The 20438-nt window shown below is 34.2% G+C and carries 21 protein-coding genes, 2 pseudogenes and 1 other annotated feature; of the genes and pseudogenes, 11 read left to right on the top strand and 12 right to left on the bottom strand.

Annotation, left to right across the window (positions count from 1 at the left end):
- Nucleotides 1–18: 18 nt before the first annotated feature.
- Nucleotides 19–406, bottom strand: a pseudogene (locus HMPREF2715_RS10300) (VOC family protein).
- A gap of 36 nt (nucleotides 407–442) precedes the next feature.
- On the bottom strand, nucleotides 443–910 hold the full coding sequence (locus tag HMPREF2715_RS10295) for a bacillithiol transferase BstA (RefSeq protein WP_037551811.1): 468 nt from the start codon (nucleotides 908–910) through the stop codon (nucleotides 443–445).
- 258 nt (nucleotides 911–1168) lie between these two features.
- On the opposite strand from HMPREF2715_RS10295, the gene HMPREF2715_RS10290 reads away from it, so the two are divergent.
- A complete protein-coding gene (locus tag HMPREF2715_RS10290) occupies nucleotides 1169–1942 on the top strand; it encodes an inositol monophosphatase family protein (protein WP_070840025.1) in 774 nt (257 codons plus the stop codon).
- Nucleotides 1943–2057: 115 nt separating this feature from the next.
- Here the strand turns inward: HMPREF2715_RS10290 and HMPREF2715_RS10285 are convergent, their stop codons facing one another.
- The 5 genes from HMPREF2715_RS10285 to HMPREF2715_RS10265 all read right to left on the bottom strand — a co-directional run bounded on the left by HMPREF2715_RS10285 (nucleotide 2058) and on the right by HMPREF2715_RS10265 (nucleotide 9270).
- Nucleotides 2058–2801, bottom strand: a complete 744-nt coding sequence (locus tag HMPREF2715_RS10285) for a cyclase family protein (RefSeq protein WP_049426411.1) — start codon at nucleotides 2799–2801, stop codon at nucleotides 2058–2060.
- A 155-nt stretch (nucleotides 2802–2956) separates the two neighbouring features.
- Nucleotides 2957–5206 (bottom strand): 5-methyltetrahydropteroyltriglutamate--homocysteine S-methyltransferase, encoded by a 2250-nt coding sequence (gene metE, locus HMPREF2715_RS10280; protein WP_037551806.1) that lies wholly within the window; start codon nucleotides 5204–5206, stop codon nucleotides 2957–2959.
- A complete protein-coding gene (locus HMPREF2715_RS10275; RefSeq protein WP_070840022.1) occupies nucleotides 5203–7041 on the bottom strand; it encodes a bifunctional homocysteine S-methyltransferase/methylenetetrahydrofolate reductase in 1839 nt (612 codons plus the stop codon). Before HMPREF2715_RS10275 ends, metE begins: the two co-directional genes overlap by 4 nt.
- Nucleotides 6995–8170: a cystathionine beta-lyase MetC gene (gene metC / locus HMPREF2715_RS10270; RefSeq protein ID WP_070840019.1), complete on the bottom strand. Its 1176-nt coding sequence runs from the start codon at nucleotides 8168–8170 to the stop codon at nucleotides 6995–6997. The genes HMPREF2715_RS10275 and metC overlap by 47 nt, the downstream gene beginning before the upstream one ends.
- Nucleotides 8167–9270, bottom strand: a complete 1104-nt coding sequence (locus HMPREF2715_RS10265; RefSeq protein ID WP_070840017.1) for a PLP-dependent transferase — start codon at nucleotides 9268–9270, stop codon at nucleotides 8167–8169. The genes metC and HMPREF2715_RS10265 overlap by 4 nt, the downstream gene beginning before the upstream one ends.
- Before the next feature lie 70 nt (nucleotides 9271–9340).
- Nucleotides 9341–9748: a binding site (T-box leader), on the bottom strand.
- Nucleotides 9749–10079: 331 nt separating this feature from the next.
- Between HMPREF2715_RS10265 and HMPREF2715_RS10260 the strand changes: the two genes are divergently transcribed.
- The 4 genes from HMPREF2715_RS10260 (at nucleotide 10080) to ychF (ending at nucleotide 13306) form a co-directional block, all read left to right on the top strand.
- Nucleotides 10080–10910, top strand: a complete 831-nt coding sequence (locus tag HMPREF2715_RS10260; protein ID WP_070840014.1) for a ParB/RepB/Spo0J family partition protein — start codon at nucleotides 10080–10082, stop codon at nucleotides 10908–10910.
- Between the two features lie 180 nt (nucleotides 10911–11090).
- Nucleotides 11091–11972, top strand: coding sequence for a mechanosensitive ion channel family protein (locus HMPREF2715_RS10255; RefSeq protein ID WP_037551795.1), 882 nt, complete (start codon nucleotides 11091–11093; stop codon nucleotides 11970–11972).
- Between the two features lie 21 nt (nucleotides 11973–11993).
- Nucleotides 11994–12197 (top strand): DUF951 domain-containing protein, encoded by a 204-nt coding sequence (locus HMPREF2715_RS10250; protein WP_011276871.1) that lies wholly within the window; start codon nucleotides 11994–11996, stop codon nucleotides 12195–12197.
- Nucleotides 12198–12208: 11 nt separating this feature from the next.
- Nucleotides 12209–13306: a redox-regulated ATPase YchF gene (gene ychF, locus HMPREF2715_RS10245; RefSeq protein ID WP_053019363.1), complete on the top strand. Its 1098-nt coding sequence runs from the start codon at nucleotides 12209–12211 to the stop codon at nucleotides 13304–13306.
- 141 nt (nucleotides 13307–13447) lie between these two features.
- On the opposite strand, the gene HMPREF2715_RS10240 is transcribed toward ychF, so the two are convergent.
- Complete coding sequence (locus HMPREF2715_RS10240; RefSeq protein ID WP_011276869.1) at nucleotides 13448–13639, bottom strand: hypothetical protein; 192 nt, start codon at nucleotides 13637–13639, stop codon at nucleotides 13448–13450.
- Between the two features lie 65 nt (nucleotides 13640–13704).
- Nucleotides 13705–14511, bottom strand: coding sequence for a glycoside hydrolase family 25 protein (locus tag HMPREF2715_RS10235; protein ID WP_037551792.1), 807 nt, complete (start codon nucleotides 14509–14511; stop codon nucleotides 13705–13707).
- Between the two features lie 290 nt (nucleotides 14512–14801).
- Here HMPREF2715_RS10235 and rpsF point away from each other — a divergent pair, with 290 nt between their 5' ends.
- From rpsF to rpsR, 3 genes are read left to right on the top strand one after another with little or no spacing between them, the layout of a single operon-like run.
- The gene (gene rpsF, locus HMPREF2715_RS10230) at nucleotides 14802–15098 is read left to right on the top strand and encodes a 30S ribosomal protein S6 (protein WP_011276867.1); all 297 of its coding nucleotides are present in this window, start codon (nucleotides 14802–14804) and stop codon (nucleotides 15096–15098) included.
- Between the two features lie 21 nt (nucleotides 15099–15119).
- On the top strand, nucleotides 15120–15632 hold the full coding sequence (ssb, locus tag HMPREF2715_RS10225; protein WP_011276866.1) for a single-stranded DNA-binding protein: 513 nt from the start codon (nucleotides 15120–15122) through the stop codon (nucleotides 15630–15632).
- Nucleotides 15633–15679: 47 nt separating this feature from the next.
- A complete protein-coding gene (gene rpsR, locus HMPREF2715_RS10220; protein WP_002447994.1) occupies nucleotides 15680–15922 on the top strand; it encodes a 30S ribosomal protein S18 in 243 nt (80 codons plus the stop codon).
- A 218-nt stretch (nucleotides 15923–16140) separates the two neighbouring features.
- Here rpsR and HMPREF2715_RS10215 read toward each other — a convergent pair whose 3' ends face one another.
- A complete protein-coding gene (locus HMPREF2715_RS10215) occupies nucleotides 16141–17211 on the bottom strand; it encodes an Ltp family lipoprotein (RefSeq protein ID WP_053019361.1) in 1071 nt (356 codons plus the stop codon).
- Between the two features lie 203 nt (nucleotides 17212–17414).
- Complete coding sequence (locus HMPREF2715_RS10210) at nucleotides 17415–17672, bottom strand: hypothetical protein (protein ID WP_011276864.1); 258 nt, start codon at nucleotides 17670–17672, stop codon at nucleotides 17415–17417.
- Between the two features lie 214 nt (nucleotides 17673–17886).
- Between HMPREF2715_RS10210 and HMPREF2715_RS10205 the strand changes: the two are divergent.
- Both HMPREF2715_RS10205 and HMPREF2715_RS10200 read left to right on the top strand, forming a co-directional pair.
- Nucleotides 17887–18626: pseudogene (locus HMPREF2715_RS10205) on the top strand (amidohydrolase).
- Nucleotides 18627–18803: 177 nt separating this feature from the next.
- Nucleotides 18804–19052, top strand: a complete 249-nt coding sequence (locus tag HMPREF2715_RS10200; RefSeq protein WP_011276862.1) for a GlsB/YeaQ/YmgE family stress response membrane protein — start codon at nucleotides 18804–18806, stop codon at nucleotides 19050–19052.
- Nucleotides 19053–19109: 57 nt separating this feature from the next.
- Here HMPREF2715_RS10200 and HMPREF2715_RS10195 read toward each other — a convergent pair whose 3' ends face one another.
- A complete protein-coding gene (locus HMPREF2715_RS10195; RefSeq protein WP_070581753.1) occupies nucleotides 19110–19343 on the bottom strand; it encodes a hypothetical protein in 234 nt (77 codons plus the stop codon).
- Between the two features lie 459 nt (nucleotides 19344–19802).
- Here HMPREF2715_RS10195 and HMPREF2715_RS10190 point away from each other — a divergent pair, with 459 nt between their 5' ends.
- Nucleotides 19803–20432 carry a LysE family translocator gene (locus HMPREF2715_RS10190; protein ID WP_070840011.1) on the top strand — a complete coding sequence of 210 codons (630 nt, stop codon included), beginning with the start codon at nucleotides 19803–19805 and terminating at the stop codon, nucleotides 20430–20432.
- Nucleotides 20433–20438: the final 6 nt, after the last annotated feature.

Here is a 20438-nt window from a genome sequence, read left to right as displayed (position 1 = left end):
TGTTAAGCGTTTCATTCTTTATTGTTCTACTATTTGAATTAAATTACCGCAAGTATCGTTGAAAATGGCCATTTTAGCACTACCCCTTGTAGTCGGTTCAACGGTAAAGTGAACACCTTTTTGCGTTAATGCATCATAGGTTTGTTGTACATTTTCTACGCCGAACATCGTAATAGGTATGTTGGCTTCGAATAGACGTTGTTGATAATCACTTGCAATAGGGTTGCCATTTGGTTCTAAGACCAATTGAGCACCATCTGGTTGATTCGGAGATACTAAAGTAAGCCATCTAAATCCTTCGCCTACAGGTTCATCTATTTTCTTTTCAAAACCTAAAATGTCTGTATAAAAATTGTAAAGCTTCTTCTTGATTATCTACAAAGATACTATTCGCAATAATATTCATATTTATCCCCTCAAAGTATTTATTATGAAACTTGGATTACTTGGCCTGTTTAAGCACACGAGCCATTTCTTCAATTTTGCCTGCATGTAATGGGACGTGAATGGCATTTAACACTAATAATTCGTTAAGTGTTTTGCAGCCAGCAATCGGTTGTTCAAGTTCTTGTGATAGTTGTTCATCAGTAAGTTGACGAGCACGATCTGGAATTGTTTTTAAGTCCTCTTTAATCGATTCAATTGATGGTATGTCTTGTTCCTCCCAGTTTTCAGGACTAGAACCATAACCAAATAATTTAGTATACGTTTCAATATCAACGGCATTTTGAGAACCCATTGATAAAGCAGAATCGAAGATAGTTAAAACATGTCCAAATTGCCAATGTAAAGTATTTGGAAAAACATCATTCTCTTTATCTAATACTTTCTCAACGTTCCAATTATCATAAACTGATAATAGATAATTCACACCTGTATCAATAACATCATAAACTGTTTTATCACTCATTTAATCTCCCCCACATTCTTTAAAAATTAACTACTGAATATTTACCCGTTAAACATTCTTGTCAATCTAGTGGTAAGATAGTGTTATTAAAGAAAATGATTAAATGGCAGAGTATTTAATAGATATTTTATTAGAAAAAACATATAAACTTCATACAAGAACTTAATAGGTTAACGAATCTTAGGTATAGTTGAAAAAGGATAATTTTTTAAAATTAAAAAAGCAATTATTAAACTGAAAGTAAGAGGTGAGAAGGGCGTGTATGTCATTCAAGATATTGACCATCGTATTGAAACATGGATAGTGCATATTGCTAAAAAAGTAGATGTGATGTTACAAGATGTGGCTGTTGAAACTAAAAAGCATGACTTAGATTTAGTGACGAATATTGACAAAGAAGTTCAAGCGGATTTCACTCAACTTATTAAAGCAAATTATCCAGAACACCAGATTATGGGTGAGGAAAAAAGTAACAGTGAAGTAGATATGTATCGTGGTTATGCTTGGGCGATAGATCCTATTGATGGAACAACCAATCTTGTTAAGCAAGGTAAGGATTATTGTTTAATTGTAAGTTTATTCTACGATGGCGAGCCTTTACTAGCCTATACATATGAATTTTATCAACAGAAATTATATAAAGCTGTTCAAGGTCAAGGTGTGACGATTAATGGCGTGCCACTTTATGTAGACAAGTATTATCATCTCAACGATGCTTTGATTTCTATTGATCCTAAACGTGCGAGTTCTGAATTACTCAAAGCGTTGATTTCACATGCGCATGGTTTTCGATTTATTGGCGCTGGTGGCATTGGTGCATTGCGTACAATCACTGGTGATTTCGGTGCAAGTATTGATATGGGAGCAAACCTGTGGGATATGAGTGCACAAATATTATATGCGAAAGAGTTGGGGTTAGTTGTAACAGATATTCAAGGCAACTCTATCGATTTAAATCATGTTAAAGGTGCGATTATCGCGCATCCGGATATTCACGAAGACATCATTAATATTATAAAAACGTATCAATAAAATATCCTGCCACATCCCGATACTAGAATGTAATGGGTGATGTGACAGGATTTTATATAATATTAGGAAAGATTTGGCTTTGATCGCTCGTTATCAAGCCTTCAAGTGTCATTATTTAAGGTTTAATCGCAAATGCACGTACTGGGAACCCAGGTGCGTCTTTCGGTTTCGGACTAATGGCATAAATGACCCCACCACGCGTTGGCAATTGGTCTAAATTCGTTAACAATTCAAGCTGGAACGTATCTTGTCCAAGAATGTAACGTTCTCCAACGATGTCACCATTTTTAACGGTATCTACCGACGCATCTGTGTCGAATGTTTCGTGGCCAATTGATTTTACGCCACGTTCTTCGACTAAGAACTTCAAGGCATCTAAGCCCCAACCCGGTAAATGTTGATTACCATCAGAATCTTTATTTTCAAATTGTTCAATATCTGGCCAACGTTTCGACCAGTCAGTACGTAATGCTACAAACGTGCCTTCTTCAATACGTCCGTTTTTAGCTTCCCATTGCTCTAAATGGTCACGTGTGACGATAAAATCAGCATTTTCTGCAGCTTCTTTTGAAAAGTCTAAGACGATAAGGGGCAATACTAACTCTTTCAAGTCTAGCTCTTCTAAGTAACGTTTATTCTCTACAAAGTGAATAGGTGCATCGATGTGTGTACCATATTGAGTGACGATATTCCAACGTTGCACGTAAAAGCCGTGCTCTTTGACTGTGAAAAGAGTGGAAACTTCACCTTTTTCAAATTCACTAAATCGAGGTATTTCAGGGTCAAAGGTATGTGTTAAATCAACCCATTCAGCTTCTTTCAGTTGATTTAGTTGATCCCATAATGGATAGTTTGGCATGTTCAATACCTCCAATTGTAATTGTTATTCTATGTTGATTTTGGCAGTGGCTGACTGAACTGACTCATCGCTTTAGGAAAAGCTCGCTTCAGTTCTAGTCAGCTGTGCCGGGACAGTACTACGAAATCACAAGTGATTTCTGTACTGCTCCCTCCCTACGCGGGTTTATTTTGATTATTTGATTCACGTTTTTTACGAACTGTATTTACAAGTACAGTAAGAGCGTCTTTTACTTCATCTTCTTTACGTGTTTTTAAGCCGCAGTCTGGGTTAACCCAGAATAGTGAACGATCAATTTGTTGTAAAGAACGATCAATCGCTGTAGCGATTTCATCTTCTGTAGGGATACGTGGACTATGAATATCATAAACACCTAAGCCAATACCTAAATCGTAGTTAATATCTTCAAAATCTTTGATTAAATCACCATGGCTACGTGATGTTTCAATTGAGATAACATCAGCATCTAATTCATGGATAGCATGGATGATTTGACCAAATTGAGAATAACACATATGCGTATGAATTTGCGTTTCATCTTGTACTGAAGATGTTGCTAATTTGAATGAATTTACTGCATCTGCAAGATATTGTTCATGGTATTCAGAACGTAATGGTAAACCTTCACGTAAAGCTGGTTCATCTACCTGGATTACTTTTATACCCGCTTCTTCTAGCGCTAATACTTCTTCGTCAATGGCTAAAGCGATTTGGTCTTGAACGACTTTACGTGGTACATCTACGCGTTCGAATGACCAATTTAAGATAGTTACAGGGCCAGTAAGCATACCTTTCACTGGTTTGTCAGTTAAACTTTGCGCATATACAGTTTCTTTGACTGTTAGTGGTTCAGTCCATTTTACATCTCCGTATATTACCGGTGGTTTAACTGCGCGTGAACCATATGATTGTACCCATCCAAATTTTGTTACTAAGAAACCTTGAAGTTTTTCTCCAAAGAATTCAACCATATCATTACGTTCGAATTCACCGTGCACTAATACATCTAAACCGATATCTTCTTGGATTTTAATCCAACGTGCAATTTCACTTTCTAAGAAGTTATTATAGGCTTCATCAGAGATACGTTTGTTTTTCCAATCGGCACGATATTTACGTACTTCTTGTGTTTGAGGGAATGAACCGATTGTAGTTGTTGGTAAGTCAGGTAAGTGTAAGCGTGCGTCTTGTGCTTTTTTACGCTCAGGGAAAGGTGACTTACGGCTTGTCGGTACACTATCGAAGTCGTATTCTAGATTTTTGAATGATTGACTTTGGAAACGTTCATAACGTGCTTTCAATTCGTCATATTTTGCGCTATCATTCTGATTGAATAGTCGACGTAGCGCGTCTAATTCGTCTAACTTTTCAGTGGCGAAACTTAAACCTTCTTCGATAGATTGCTCTAAAGTTTCATCATCTAATGATACTGGAACATGTAATAAAGATGATGAAGGTTGGATAACGATATGTTTTGCGTGTCCTTGTAACGTTTCGATTAATTTTTTCTTAGCTTCGATATCTGCAGCCCACACGTTACGGCCATCAATAATACCTGCATATAATGTTTTAGATGAATCGAAGTCACCTGATTCAATTTGTTTTAAGTTATAACCGTTGTCGTGTACAAAGTCTAATCCTAAACCACCAACTGGTAATGAACTTAAGAATTTAACATTGGCACGTTCGAAGTAAGTTTGAATGACTAATTTGTCAGCTAAACCTGCTTTATCAAAGTAGTCATAAGCTTCTCTAGTAATAGCTTCATAAGTTTCGCTTTCATCAGTAACTAATACTGGTTCATCAACTTGGATATAAGCTGCACCAGCGTCAATTAATGATTGAAGCACTTCTTTATATAAAGGTAATAGTGTTTGAACTTTCTCTTCGAATGATTGATGTCCACCTTTAGATAATTTTACAAACGTAATAGGACCTACAATCACAGGGTGAGCGTTAACGTTAAGAGATTTCGCATAGTTAAAGCGATCTAATAAAATGTTGTGGTTCACTTTAGGTTCAACATTATCCCATTCAGGAACAATATAGTGGTAATTCGTGTTGAACCATTTAATGAGTGCACTCGCGACATGTTCTTTATTACCGCGTGCAATATCGAATAATAAATCATCGTTAACTTCGCGACCTTGGAAACGTTCAGGGATGATGTTGAATAATAATGATGTATCGAGAATATGATCATACAAGGAGAAGTCACCAACAGGTACACTGTCTAAATTATAATTTTTTTGTAATAGTAAATTTTCTCTATGTAGGTCACTTAACTTTTGATCTAATTCTGCTTTATCGATTTTTTTAGCCCAATAGCTCTCGATGGCTTTTTTCCATTCTCTTTTTCTACCTAATCTTGGGAATCCTAAATTTGAAGTTGTAATTGTTGTCATGATATTGCCTCCTTGTTTTGGGTAATTGCTTTGGAATATGCTGCGAGTTCTAATGAATAATCGATACGTTGGAATGGTGTGATAATGTATAAACCATTGAAATACTCATGCACTGTATCAATCAATTCTTTAGAAAGTCTCAAACTTAATGCTTTTGTTTTTTCTTTATCATCTTTTACTGCTTTAAATTGGCTTAATACGTCTTCAGACATTTTAATACCAGGCACTTCGTTATGTAGGAAAAGTGCATTGTTATAGCTTGCGATAGGCATGATACCTATAAATAGAGGGACATTAAGGTGTTTCGTCGCCTCATATACTTCTTTAATTTTTTCTTTGCTATACACAGGTTGTGTAATGAAGTAATTCATACCGGCAGCTACTTTTTTCTCAAGGCGTTTTACTGCACCGTCAAGTTTGCGTACATTAGGGTCAAATGCACCAGCGATGTTGAAGTTTGTATGTTTCTTCAGCGCATCACCATCAGTATTAATACCTTGATTGAATCTTAATGCTAATTCGGTTAATCCTTTTGAATTTACGTCGTAGACATTCGTGGCACCGGGTAGGTGGCCTACTTTTGAAGGGTCACCTGTAATCGCTAAAATTTCATTAACACCAATAAGCGATAAGCCAAGTAAGTGTGATTGCAAGCCAATCAAATTACGATCTCGACATGTAATATGCACGAGGGGTTCAATGTTATAACGTTGGCGTATGATGCTCGCTGCAGCGATATTGCTAACACGAACAGTAGCAAGTGAATTGTCAGCGAGGGTAACAGCATCAATGTTCGCTTCGTCAAGTTTGCCAATATTCTCAAAGAAGAGATCTGTATCTAAATGTTTAGGTGTATCAAGTTCGACAATAACTGTTGGTCTGTTTTTAACTTTTGTTGTTAAATTATGTTTATACGTATGTGTGACTGCTCGATTTGTCTGACGATTAATTGGAATGACGTTTTTATTTTTAACAGGCTTTAAATCTTTTACAGATGATTTGATATACGCAATGTGTTGTGGTGTTGTGCCACAACATCCTCCAATTAATCTCACACCCTCATTAATAAGTTCTTGTGCGACATCTCCGAAATATTGTGCATTATCGCTATACTTAAATTCGCTATTCTCAATATCCAGTAAACTTGCGTTTGGATAGCATGATAAGTAAGCCGTTTCTGGTAACTCAATATGTGAAAATGAGCGTTGCATATGGCGTGGACCGTGATGGCAATTTAATCCAACAACATTGGCGCCACAGGCAACTAGTTGCTGTAAAGCTTTATTGATTTCAGTGCCATCGACTAAGTAATTCGTATTTGATGCGGTCAATTGCGCAATGATAGGGATATCGTACTTTCGACGTGTTGTTGTAACAATATTTGTCAGTTCTTCTAAGTCGTAGTAAGTTTCGAACAATAACCCATCAACACCTTCTTCAACAAGTGTATCGATTTGATTTTCAGCGTGATACTGAATGGTGGACAAAGGCAATTCCTCTTGCTGTAAACTTCTGAAACCACCTATTGTGCCAAGTATGAAAGTATCAGGTCGTGCGACACGTTTTGCGATGGCTACAGCTGCCTTATGAATGTCCTTTACTTTATGTTCCAAGCCAAAGCGTCTTAGCTTTTCAAAGTTAGCACCATACGTGTTGGTCTGGATAATATCGGCACCGGCCTCTATATAAGAACGATGTATAGACTCTACTTTTTCTGGATGTGTTAAGTTATAAGCTTCTGGACATGTATCTAAACCCTCTGAATAGAGAATTGTTCCCATTGCACCGTCAGCTACTAAAACGTTGTTCTGTAATTGATTCAATAATCGACTCATTGAAAGCCTCCTTTAATGCGTAGTTGAGGTCAGCAATTAATTCTTGAGGTTGTTCTAGACCTACGCTTAATCGGAATAAGCCAAAGGTAATGCCACGTTCATTTCGAACATCTTCAGGAACAGCAGCATGTGACATTGTGACTGGATGAGATAATATCGTTTCTACACCCCCAAGACTTACTGAAACTAGGGGTAAAGTTAAAGCATCTACAAAGTCTTGTGCTTTCGTTTCATCTTTTAATCGGAATCCAATCACGGCACCACCACTATTTGCCTGTGATAAGTGTAATGAACTGTTTCCTGGATAATATACTTCGGCAATTTCTTCTCTTTCTTTTAAAAATGCTACAAGTTTCTCCGCATTTGATGTTGATTGTTTAAACCGCACAGGTAATGTTTTTAAGTGTTTGGCTAATGTCCAACTATCATGTGCTGACAATGCAGTGCCCGTACCATTCTGTAAAAGATATAATGCATCAGCGACGTCTTTACGATTTGTAATGGCAGCGCCTGCGATAATATCGCTGTGGCCACCTAAAAATTTAGTAGCTGAATGAACCACAATATCAGCGCCAAGTGCAAGTGGTGATTGACCCAGCGGTGTCATAAATGTGTTATCTACTGCTAAAAGTAATTGATGACGTTTAGCAATCGCTGCTACTGCACGTATATCTGTAATTTTGAAACAAGGATTGGATGGTGTTTCTACGTAGATGAGTTTGGTATTCGGCTGAATCGCACGCTCAATTTCTTCAGGTTGTGTAGCATTAACAGTCGTAAATTGAATATCAAAGCGATTTAAAATTTGTTCTGTAAGTCTGAATGTGCCACCGTATACATCATCAGGAAGAATGACGTGATCATTTGCTTTTAATGTTAGTAATACCGCTGAAATTGCTGCGATACCTGAGGCGTACGCAAATGCATATTGTCCTCCTTCAAGTTTTGCTAATTTCTCTTCAAGAAGTTGGCGGTTTGGATTGCCACTTCTGGCATAATCAAATTTTGCATTGCCACCAAGCACTTTTTGATGAAATGTTGAAGAGTCATAAAGTGGTGGGTTAGCTGAATCGTAATCTACACCTCTGTGTTCATCAAAAATAACTTCGGTTTCTTTTGATAAGCTCATGAAATCACTCCTACTTTAGAATTCTCCAATGCTCGTAAAATATCTGACTCAATGTCGTTATAATCTTCAATACCAATAGATAAGCGTATAAGGTGTTCATCTATGCCACGTTTATCTTTTTCTTCATCCGGCATATCGACATGCGTTTGTGTGTATGGGAAAGTAATGAATGTTTCTGTTCCACCTAGACTTTCTGCAAAGATACAGATTTCTAAATTTTCCAAAAATTTAGCAACGCTAAAGTCTTTATTTAGACGTAAACTCAGCATGCCCGTTTTACCACTGTATAGTACTTCGTCTATTGCACTAGAAACTTTACATCGCTCGGCTAACTTCTTAGCGTTTGCTTCTGACCGTTCAATACGTAAATGTAATGTTTTTAAGCCACGTTGTAATAAATAACTATCGATAGGAGACAATGTTGCTCCAATCATGTTATGCAATTGCCCAAGTTGCTCAGCTAATGATTCATCTTTAACAGATACAACCCCAGCCAATACATCATTGTGACCACCAATATATTTAGTTGCTGAATGGAGTACAATGTCAGCACCGTCTTCTAAAGGCGTGGATAAATAAGGTGTTAAAAACGTGTTGTCGATAATTGTTAATAGATCATGCTGTTGACTTAAGATGTAATAAGGTTCAACGTCAATTTCGATCATTTGTGGATTCGAAATAGGTTCTATGAAAAGTGCTTTTGTATTGGTCGTAATAGCGTTAACAACTTCTTCATAATTTAGGAAATCAACATATTTAAATTTGATACCATATTGTTTTTCATAAAAGTCAAATAATCTAAATGTACCACCATATAAGTCGAAAGCGACTAATATTTCATCACCTGGTTGAAACAAGTTACATATGAGTTGTACTGCAGCCATGCCACTTGAAGTGGCAAATGAAGCAATGCCTCCTTCTAATTTCGCAAAGGATTCTTCAAATGCAGAACGTGTTGGATTCTTTGTTCTTGTATAATCATAGCCTGTTGACTGACCAAGGTGAGGATGCTGATATGCAGTAGACAAATAGATAGGATTGGCTATTGCGCCAGTAATATCTTTAGTTAATGATATTTGTGCTAATTGAGTATCTTTCATGTCAAATCCTCCATTCATTTTTTGTCCAATAAAAAAAGCTTCCGTCCTTTAAACCCGATATGCATCGGATGTAAAGGACGAAAGCCTGTTTCGCGGTACCACCTTTATTTATTACTTTATTGCTAAAGTAACCTCAAACAGTACGCCATTTTATGAATAAAAGTGTACTGAGATAGTGGACGCTGATTTAATCGTTATGTAACACTTTAGTCGAATGAAAGGGACACATTAAAAAACTCATTTAACTTGATTATAAGTAAATGAGTATTAACGATGATTAGCGACGTCTAGAATTCCAGTACGCCATTAAACAATAAATGTTAATACTGTATCGCTATAACGGGCGAACCCGTTGACACCTCGTATTGGCATCAACACTCAAAGGCCATTTTCAAACTTTCTTTCAATGTCTCTTCTCAGCTTTGGAGACTCTCTGTATTAGCAGTGTAAGTTCTACTTTCCTTATTACAGTGTGTAATTTGTGTTTTTTTAAGTTAATTCATAGCTTACAGACCTAAATTACATTTGTCAACAACTTTTCTGAAAATTAAAATTATAAAGGTGATTCAGAAAACGCTTTAAGTATTGATAGCATAGCGATAATTGTATATAAAAAAATTTAATTTTTTCATTACATTTTTCTAATCTACTTGTTAAACCTATTCTATATTTTTTAAAATAAATAAGTATTAAAAAATGCACGCCATTGAATTTATAGTGTAAAAGTAAGTTTGTTGTGATTGTAAAAGACTAGTTCTTAGATAATGCTTCAAATACGATATCAATAATGGCTTAGAGAGGTGAAAATAGTGAGTCATAAGCAAGATGAGCGATTGGCGATAAGTCAAAATGAACAAATTCAAAAAATTGATCTTTCTAAAATTAAAGCTAATCCATATCAACCTCGTAAAACATTTGACGATGATAGATTGAGTGATTTAGCAACGTCAATACAAACTCATGGTGTATTACAGCCCATTGTATTGCGTCAGACTGTACAGGGCTACTATATAGTAGTTGGCGAAAGACGATTTAGAGCATCTCAATTAGCAGGGTTAACCGAGATACCTGCCATTATTAAAGAATTGTCCGATTCTGACATGATGGAATTAGCAATTATCGAGAATTTACAAAGAGAAGATCTCAATGCCATTGAAGAAGCTGAAAGTTACCAGCGCCTCATGAATGATTTAGGATTAACACAACAAAAAGTAGCGGAACGACTAGGCAAATCACGACCATATATCGCAAATATGCTAAGATTGCTAAATTTACCCAAAGACATTTCGAATCAAGTCAAAGAAGGTGCGTTATCTAGTGCACATGGACGCACGTTGTTAGGCATTAAAGATGTCACTATGATGAAAAAGATAAGCCAACAAGCCATACGTGAAAATTGGAGTGTTAGATATCTTGAACAGGTTGTAAATGAATTACAAGACGGTGGGCAGTCTAAAAAAAGCAAAGCAACAACGCAAATAAAACCTAAATTCATTCAAAAGCAAGAACGTCGACTGAAAGAAAAGTTTGGGTCTAAAGTAGACATTTCAACTAGCAAGAATATAGGTAAAATAACATTTGAATTCAAAACAGAAGAAGAATTTAAACGACTCATTCAAAAACTCAATGACGAAGTATGATACGTAATCAATCGTATTGATAGAGTGATATTCTATGAAAGAGTGAGTTAAGATGTGTTACATCTTAGGCTTTGCCAAGGAAATAAGTAATAAAATAAAGCTTAAGACGGATACATATTGCGCAATAAATGAGTATAATAATTTAATTATAAAAAAGTTGAATAGGGAGGTTACTATTACATGAATCAGGTCAAAAATGTATTGTCTTCATTATTTGAACCGTTAACTAAAATAGAAACATATGAAAATTTAGCTATTAAAATAGCATTAATTATCATATATATTATTGTTGCACTTATCGTCATAGCAATATTAAACAAAGTAATTGAACAAGCATTTAAAATTCAAAATCGCAGTAGCAAAGGCAATAAGAAACGTTCTCGAACGCTTATTTCTCTTGTGCAAAACGTAGTGAGCTACATTATTTGGTTCATTGTGATTACTACTATCTTAAGTAAATTTGGAATTAGTGTTGAAGGTATCATCGCTAGTGCCGGTGTCGTCGGTTTAGCGGTTGGTTTCGGTGCTCAAACGATTGTTAAAGATATCATAACTGGTTTCTTTATTATATTTGAAAATCAATTTGATGTTGGGGACTATGTTAAAATCAATAGCGGTGGTACAACAGTAGCAGAAGGAACAGTAAAATCTATTGGCTTAAGATCAACGCGAATTAACACAATCACTGGTGAATTAACGATTTTACCAAATGGTAGTATGGGAGAAATTACTAATTTCTCTATTACCAATGGTTTCTCTATAGTAGAAATTCCGGTATCTGTAGAAGAAAACTTAGACAAGGTAGAAAAGCGTCTAAATAAACTATTTACTGCAATGCGCAGCAAATATTACTTATTTATCACTGATCCAGTCGTAGAAGGTATTGATTCGTTGGATGAAACTAAAGTAACGTTTAGAATATCTGCTGAAACCATTCCAGGTGAAGGTGCATCCGGCTCAAGAATATTACGTAAAGAAATTCAAAGAGTATTTGTTCAAGAAGGTATTAAATTACCACAACCAATTTATATTAAAAATAATAATCAACAAGGAAAATCTTAATTATTATTGAGGGGTAATTTCATGACGTCAAATTATGGAATAAATGATATAGTAGAGATGAAAAAGCAACATGCATGTGGAACTAATCGATTTAAAATTATTCGTATGGGTGCTGATATTCGCATCAAATGTGAGAATTGCCAACGAAGTATTATGATTCCACGTCAAACGTTCAATAAAAAATTAAAGAAAATATTAGTATCAAATCAAGATACTGAAGGTTAGGAGAATGATTAATGGCTTTAACAGCAGGAATCGTAGGATTACCGAACGTAGGTAAATCTACATTATTTAATGCAATAACTAAAGCGGGAGCGTTAGCCGCTAACTATCCATTCGCAACAATTGATCCAAACGTAGGTATCGTAGAGGTGCCAGATTCACGTTTAAATAAATTAACAGAAATGGTTGAACCTAAAAAAACTATTCCTACAACTTTTGAGTTTACTGATATTGCAGGTATTGTAAAAGGTGCTTCTAAAGGTGAAGGATTAGGAAACAAATTCCTTTCACATATTCGTGAAGTAGATGCAATTTGCCAAGTTGTACGTGCATTTGATGATGAAAATGTAACGCACGTATCAGGACGCGTAAATCCTTTAGATGATATTGAAGTTATTAATATGGAATTAGTATTAGCAGACTTAGAATCTGTTGAGAAACGTTTGCCTCGAATTGAAAAAATGGCGCGTCAAAAAGATAAAACTGCTGAAATGGAAATGAGAATTCTGTCTAGAATCAAAGAAGCACTTGAAAATGGTGATCCTGTACGTAGCTTAGACTTCAATGAAGAAGATCAAAGATACGTTAACCAAGCACAATTACTAACGTCTAAGAAAATGTTATATATTGCCAATGTTGGAGAAGACGAGATTGGTGATGAAGATAACGATAAAGTAAAAGCAATTCGAGAATATGCAACGAAAGAAGATTCTGAAGTTATCGTTATTAGTGCAAAAATCGAAGAAGAAATCGCTACATTAGATGACGAAGATAGAGAAATGTTCTTAGAAGATTTAGGCATTGAGGAACCAGGACTAGACGTACTTATCAGAACAACATATGATTTATTGGGTTTATCAACATACTTTACTGCAGGTGTACAAGAAGTGCGTGCTTGGACATTCAGACAAGGTATGACAGCACCACAATGTGCAGGTATTATTCACACTGACTTTGAACGTGGATTTATCCGTGCCGAAGTGACAAGTTATGATGACTATGTTGAGCATGGTGGCGAACAAGGTGCTAAAGAAGCGGGTAAACAACGTTTAGAAGGTAAAGAATACATTATGCAAGATGGCGATATCGTACACTTTAGATTTAACGTTTAATAATCACATCTAATTATTTATAGCGATATGCATAGTAAAAATTAAATATTTGATAAAAAAATAAAAAGCAATGTAAGTTTCGCTTGGCTTGAGTGACAGGAGACTTACATTGCTTTTTTATATTGTTTATTTCATTATATCTTAAAAGAACGGTATAACTTTACTTGCTTCAATAATATCTTTGGTGCTAAAAAACTGTTTACCTTCTCCAGTGTAAGCAGGTTCTAGAATCATATTGGCTTTCGCACAATATAACCATTCTGGATTGATACCGCAATTTAAGACTTCTTGAAATTCTTGAAAATCTTTATTCCAATCTAAATCTAATTGCATGTTTTACACCTCGACTATATTATAGAACAAGTGTTCGTAAAAATAAAGTGCTATGTATAAATTTTTTAACTAGTAAACCAATCAGCAGTAACATTCGCATCTAAGTAATTCGCATCAACGTTTTGGTTTAGCTCAGGGGCATAGTAACTATCTGTGTATTGCCATAAAACTTTCTCTCTATTAGGTTCTTGCGTTTGATAAGCTGCTAACCAATAACCATCATAGGCACTTACAGCATTCGGAACGTTGTTGGTCATAAAGTTCTCATAAGAATAAAATAATACTTTTTTATTCCCTGCAAGTTGTTTCATTTCATCAGCCCAAGCTTTTGTAGCAGTGTCAGCATCACCAGAAGTGATTGAATTTTGTTCAAAATCATTTACATAGAATGAAGCTTTAGGTGCACGACTATAAAGCGTTTGAGCTTCATTTCGAGCATCATCAGCATTTTCATACAGGCTATATGAATAGACGCCGAATTTCATATTATTTTTATCTAATAAAGCTGAATTATTCTCCAAACATTGATCAACATATTCTGAACCATATTGACCTCTGATAATGATGAAATCATAATCTTGCTTTAGTTGTTTAACTTGTGCATCCGTTAAGTTTCCTTGCCATTCTGAAATATCTAACACACGATCACCATTTTGTGTTGTGATTGCTTTAGATTTTGTTGAAAAGGTTGAACGGTTACTAGTAGCGTTGTTTTGTTCATTGGGATGATTTTTTAGATATTTTTGATATCCATACCCCATCGTTCCTTTTTGGCTACCTTCAGTTTGTTCAGAAGCGTTTGCATTTAACGCACCTATAGAAGTTGCCATAATAGTTAAACATGCAATAGATGATGTTGTTTTCTTGAACATTTGAGCTCTCCTTTAGATATTTTATTTTTTTAAAATAATATTAATATGCAAAATGCAGTTGTGATGTTAGTACAAAAACTAATGATTCTCAACTTTATAATTGACACGATACATATGTAGAAAAATAAGGTTATGAACAATGTAAATTAGCGGGACAGATGCTGAATAAAATATATTGTAAAAAGTAATACTCTGTGCTATAATCCTTGATTGTGAGTAATGAAAATTATTCCTTGCTTATCGTTAGTATTCGATAGGCCGCATAGACCACAAGGAGGTGCAAGTATAAAATGAGAACATATGAAATTATGTATGTCGTACGTCCAAACATTGAAGAAGATGCTAAAAAAGCAGTTGTTGAACGCTTCAACGGTATCTTAGCTTCAGAAGGATCAGAAGTTTTAGAAGAAAAAGACTGGGGTAAACGCCGTCTTGCTTATGAAATTGAAGATTTCAAAGAAGGTTTCTATAACATCGTACGCATTAAAACTGATAACAACAGAGCTACAGACGAATTCCAACGTTTAGCTAAAATCAGTGACGATATCATCCGTTATATCGTTATCCGTGAAGACCAAGATAAGTAATAAATTAATGGGGGCGTTTTAATGATAAACAGAGTTGTATTAGTAGGTCGTTTAACTAAAGATCCAGAATACAGAACCACTCCCTCAGGCGTAAGTGTAGCGACATTTACTCTAGCAGTTAATCGTACTTTCACGAATGCTCAAGGGGAACGCGAAGCTGACTTCATCAATGTTGTTGTATTTAGAAGACAAGCAGAGAATGTGAATAATTATTTATTCAAAGGTAGTCTAGCTGGCGTTGATGGTCGCATACAATCACGCAGTTATGAAAATCAAGAAGGTCGTCGTATCTTTGTTACTGAAGTTGTAGCAGATAGTGTTCAATTCCTTGAACCTAAAAATGCTCAAGGTGGCCAACGTAATCAAAGTAATAACAATGATTTCCAAGACTACGGTCAAGGATTTGGTGGTCAACAATCAGGACAAAATACGTCTTACAATAACAATAATTCATCAAACAATAAACAATCTGATAATCCATTTGCAAACGCAAACGGACCGATTGATATTAGTGATGATGACTTACCATTCTAATAACAAAATGAACGTATAAAAAAATATTCCAAAGGAGGTAATTAACCATGGCAGGTGGACCAAGAAGAGGCGGACGTCGTCGTAAAAAAGTATGCTATTTCACAGCAAATGGTATTACACACATTGACTATAAAGACACTGAATTATTAAAACGTTTTATCTCAGAACGCGGTAAAATTTTACCACGTCGTGTAACTGGTACTTCAGCTAAATATCAACGTATGTTGACTACAGCTATCAAACGTGCTCGTCATATGGCTTTATTACCATATGTTAAAGACGAAAACTAATATATAGGTATTGGTTAAACCCCGTAGGCTTAAGGCTTATGGGGTTATTTTTTTGTGCTTTGAATTTTAGGGAAAGGATAGAAAAGGGATATAATAATAATTTTACATAAAGCACTTAGTAGTACTACACAAAAAAATCCCCACCAATACTAAATTGATAATTTAGCTTGAAGGGGATTTAATATTATAAATACTAATATTTTATGGTCATTAAATCATTATTTTAAATGATCAACGGCATATTGTGCTTCTTCTTCAGTGAATTTGAAACCATCTTTAGAAGACAACATATCCTTAATATCTGATTTAGAAGTATCGCCATTCTTAGATAAAGATTTGGCTCTTTCTAGTGCATTCTCTTTGTAGTCTACTTTTACATTATCGGCAGCATATTTTGCTTCATCTTCTGTGAAATCGTCGTATTCTACTAACTTATTATAAAGTTCACTTTTTGATTCGATAGAGTCTTGCATATATCGTTGGGCATTTTTTAATGCATTCTTTTTAAAATCCGTCTTCAAATGTTTCATTGCGTAATCTGCTTCATCTTTCGTAAATTGACGCCCATCTTTAGACGTAAGTTCGTCTTCAAGTTGCGATTTTGAAGAATAAGATTGGTCACTGATATGTTTTGCTGTTTCTAACGCATTTTCTTTATAGTCAATTTTTGCATGCTTCATCGCATAATCTACTTGTTCACTAGTAAATTGACCTGAATTTTCATCATTTTTAAGATAATCAGTTAGTTCTTTTTTCGAAAAATGTAAGTTATCACTACTTTCTTCTGCAGTTTTTAACGCATTTTCCTTATAATCTACATCTTTTAAATGATTAACGGCATATTTAGCTGTACTAGAATTAAATTTATCACCACTACTAGAAGTCAATTGGTTATAGATACCTTTTTTAGACATGTACATCGATTTAGCATAAGTTTCAGCACGTTGCAAAGCTTCTTCTTTATCATTCCCGCCAGCTTTACGAGAGTTACCTTCTTGTTTGGATTCATGTGTTGCATTTTCACTATCACTTGATGAAATTGAGTCTGAGACTTTCATAAAAATCACACAAGCTGCTAGTACTAATATAATTAAAATAACTAGACAGCCACAACCGGCGCCGCATCCAATAAGCCAATATTTCCCTTTATTAGAACTATTGGAATCATCGTTTTGAGTACTTTCATTATTACTCACATTTTCATTTTTATCTTGATTATGTATATTGTTTTCTTGTGATTGTTCTTGAGATGAATTGGTATTATTTGGTGGCTCTTCATTAAATGCCATTAAAATATCCTCCTTGTAGTTGGTTAACACTAATTACAATCATACATAAATTAAAATTTACATACAATAGCTATAAAATTTATTTTGTGACATTAATTTAAATTCAAGTCATTATATCGCAATTAATTTTATTTAAAACGAAAATTATGATAAAAATGCCTGTCATACACTAAATATATAGTATGAGAGGCATTTAATAGAAATTATAAACGAATATCGATATCGTCAATTTGCTGTTGATATTCTTTGTATTTACTTTCGACTAACATTTGATAAGGTGTGTCAAAGAAGTCTGCGAGAATCATTGCATCTTTAAACTTAGGTTCATGTTGATGATTTTCCCATTCCCATAATTGATGGGGTTCATAATGTGTACCATATTTTTTATTAATTAATTCTGTTAATTCGTTAATTTCAAGATTTCGTTTAGTTCTTAAATTAAAAAGTGTATGTGAACTCATGAAACATAACCTCCTAAAAAACAAGTTTGAATTTAAATTATTTTTACTTACTTTCCAATTCATTAATTATAAGTAAATAATTTGAGTTTTTATATACAACCTAAGTTATTTAACTATACTAGTCTTGTTCACAATAATTATCAAGTCTTTTAGCTGATAAATATTAATTATGTTATCTTTATTTCAAGAAATATAAATAAAGTGGAAATTTATAATGAAACTATTTGATTCGCATTTTCATATCATTGATTATGATTTTCCGGCGAAGGAAAATAACGGCTATATGCCTCCATCATTTAAGGTTAATGACTATTTAAATTATACTCAGCAATTAAATGTTGTTGGTGGCGCAATTGTATCAGGGTCATTTCAAGGATTTGACCAAGATTATTTAATATCAGCTTTAAGGGTCAATTTGTTGGGATAACGCAGCTACCTGTATCTACATCTGACGATGAAATTCTTCGATTATATGATGAAGGAGTTAGAGGTATTCGATTTAATGTTAAACGTGGTGGGTCTGAAGATATAACGCTTATTAAGACGTTTGCACAAAGAGTCTATGATTTAGTTGGCTGGCATTCTGAAATATATATTGAATCCAAACAATTAAAAGACTATAAAGAAATTATAAGTTCGTTACCTAAAGTATCAATCGATCATCTTGGCTTGACCGTAGAGGGTTTTGAAGATTTAAAAGCATTAGTCAAACAAGGTGTTTATGTTAAAGCAACAGGATTTGAACGTATAGAAGTTGAGCCTATTGCAGCCATTAAGGAACTGATTGACATTAATCCTGATGCCATTATGTTTGGTACAGATTTACCTTCCACGCGAGCAAAGCGTCCTTTTAGTGAACGAGATATTGAGTTAATTCAAAAGCATTTTGATGAAGAGACACAAGAGAAGATCTTTTATAAAAATGCATTAAAATTTTACAGAATTTCAGAATGAAAATCGAATTTGTAGTAGTGGAAAACGAATATATAAATTATCCATAATTTTTATAATGAGATTTGATATAAGTTAAAATAAAAATATAATAAAATTATATCCTAATGTTTATTCATGTTGATGCGTGGTATATATAAGAAGTATATAAAAATAGAAGATGTAAGGAGAGTTCTGAATATGGGCTTTATTGTTATGTTAATAGTCGGAGGATTAATCGGCTGGGTTGCCGGTATGATCATGGGTAAAGATATCCCAGGTGGTATCATCGGTAACATCATCGCTGGTTTAATCGGTTCAGCTGTAGGTAGTAAATTGTTAGGTACTTGGGGACCTGTATGGGGTGGCGTACCAATCATTCCAGCACTAATCGGTGCAATTATTGTTATTTTCGTTGTTTCTTTAATTTTAAAAGCACTTAGAAAATAATAGCGATATTAAGAGAGCTACTTTAATAGTAGCTCTCTTTTTTAGTTTAATGAAATTTTAATTAATTAAAGCCTGATGGTTATGAATATCTTCAAAATCATAGTTCTTTATAATTTCGCATCCTAAGGGATGTCTACCATTATCAACGTGCTTATTAACTTCTTCTAATACTTCCAGAATTTCATACTCAGGCGTTTCAATTTTAAATGAATACCTAAATATATGTCCGTGATCCGATTTAACAGTTGCCATGAGTTCGTCGTTTACCATTTTATAACCTAGTAATTCCATTATTGATTCCCCTCCAATAAGTGTGATTACTTAGTTATAATGTAGCATGTAAAAAGGCATGATGACAGTAATTTTACTTAAATGTTAATGATTATCATTTCACTTATCTTTTTGAGGGGGGTTATATTTTAAAAGTAGCTAAAATTGGGCATAAAAAGAGGGTGACGTCGGGTTAAGGCGTCACCCAGGAGTATTATGTTCATGAATATAAAAGACTTTGTAGTTATTATTTAACTACACCCTAATATTACCATGTTACCTACCATAATGACAATAAAAAGTGCTTAAAATATAAAAAAATTCCGTTTAGTACTAATATTTGTAAAAAGTTATATTAAAGTTATTTATTAAACTTAAAATGATTGTGTTGCTTATTAACATTTAGACTACGCGTAGACTTACATATTTATATAAGTTATGGCATAATGTTTTTAATATTTTATTGAAGAGGGTGTATATATGGATGGAATAATAACGTTTATTACTATTACGCTACTTATTATCATTGTGCCTGGTCCAGACTTTTTGATTGTCATGAAAAACACAATCCATTCGGGCAAACTAAATGGTTCTATGGCAGCTTTAGGTATTACCTCTGCTCATATCATTTATTCATCGTTAGCTGTATTGGGAATTATATATATTCTTACAAGTTTATATTACGTATTTTTGATTATAAAAATTCTAGGTGCCTGTTATCTGATTTATCTAGGCGTACAAAGTATTCGTTCAGCTCATCAGTCGATGAACTTTAATACGGGTGGTATTAAAGTCAATGATGTGAGTTGTTTTACCTCATATCGACAAGGCTTTCTAAGCACAATTTTGAATCCTAAAGCGTTACTTTATTATGTGAGTGTTTTACCGCAATTTTTGTCAACTGGCGGAATTGAAGTGAAATCACAAGTAGCCATTTTATCTTTAGCAGTCATTATGATTATCTTAATTTGGTTTTTATTCTGTGTATTTGTATTTCAATATATTAAATTATTATTCAGTCAGCCTAAAGTAAAAGCTATATTTGATTATACTGTAGGTTTTATTTTAATAGGATTATCAATTAATTTATTATTAAGCAAGAGTAGTTAAATTTCA

Source organism: Staphylococcus sp. HMSC062A01 (genome assembly GCF_001836805.1).
GTDB classification, from domain to species: domain Bacteria; phylum Bacillota; class Bacilli; order Staphylococcales; family Staphylococcaceae; genus Staphylococcus; species Staphylococcus haemolyticus.
Note: the sequence above shows the minus strand (reverse complement) of the source record. Positions and strands in the feature narration are given on the sequence as shown.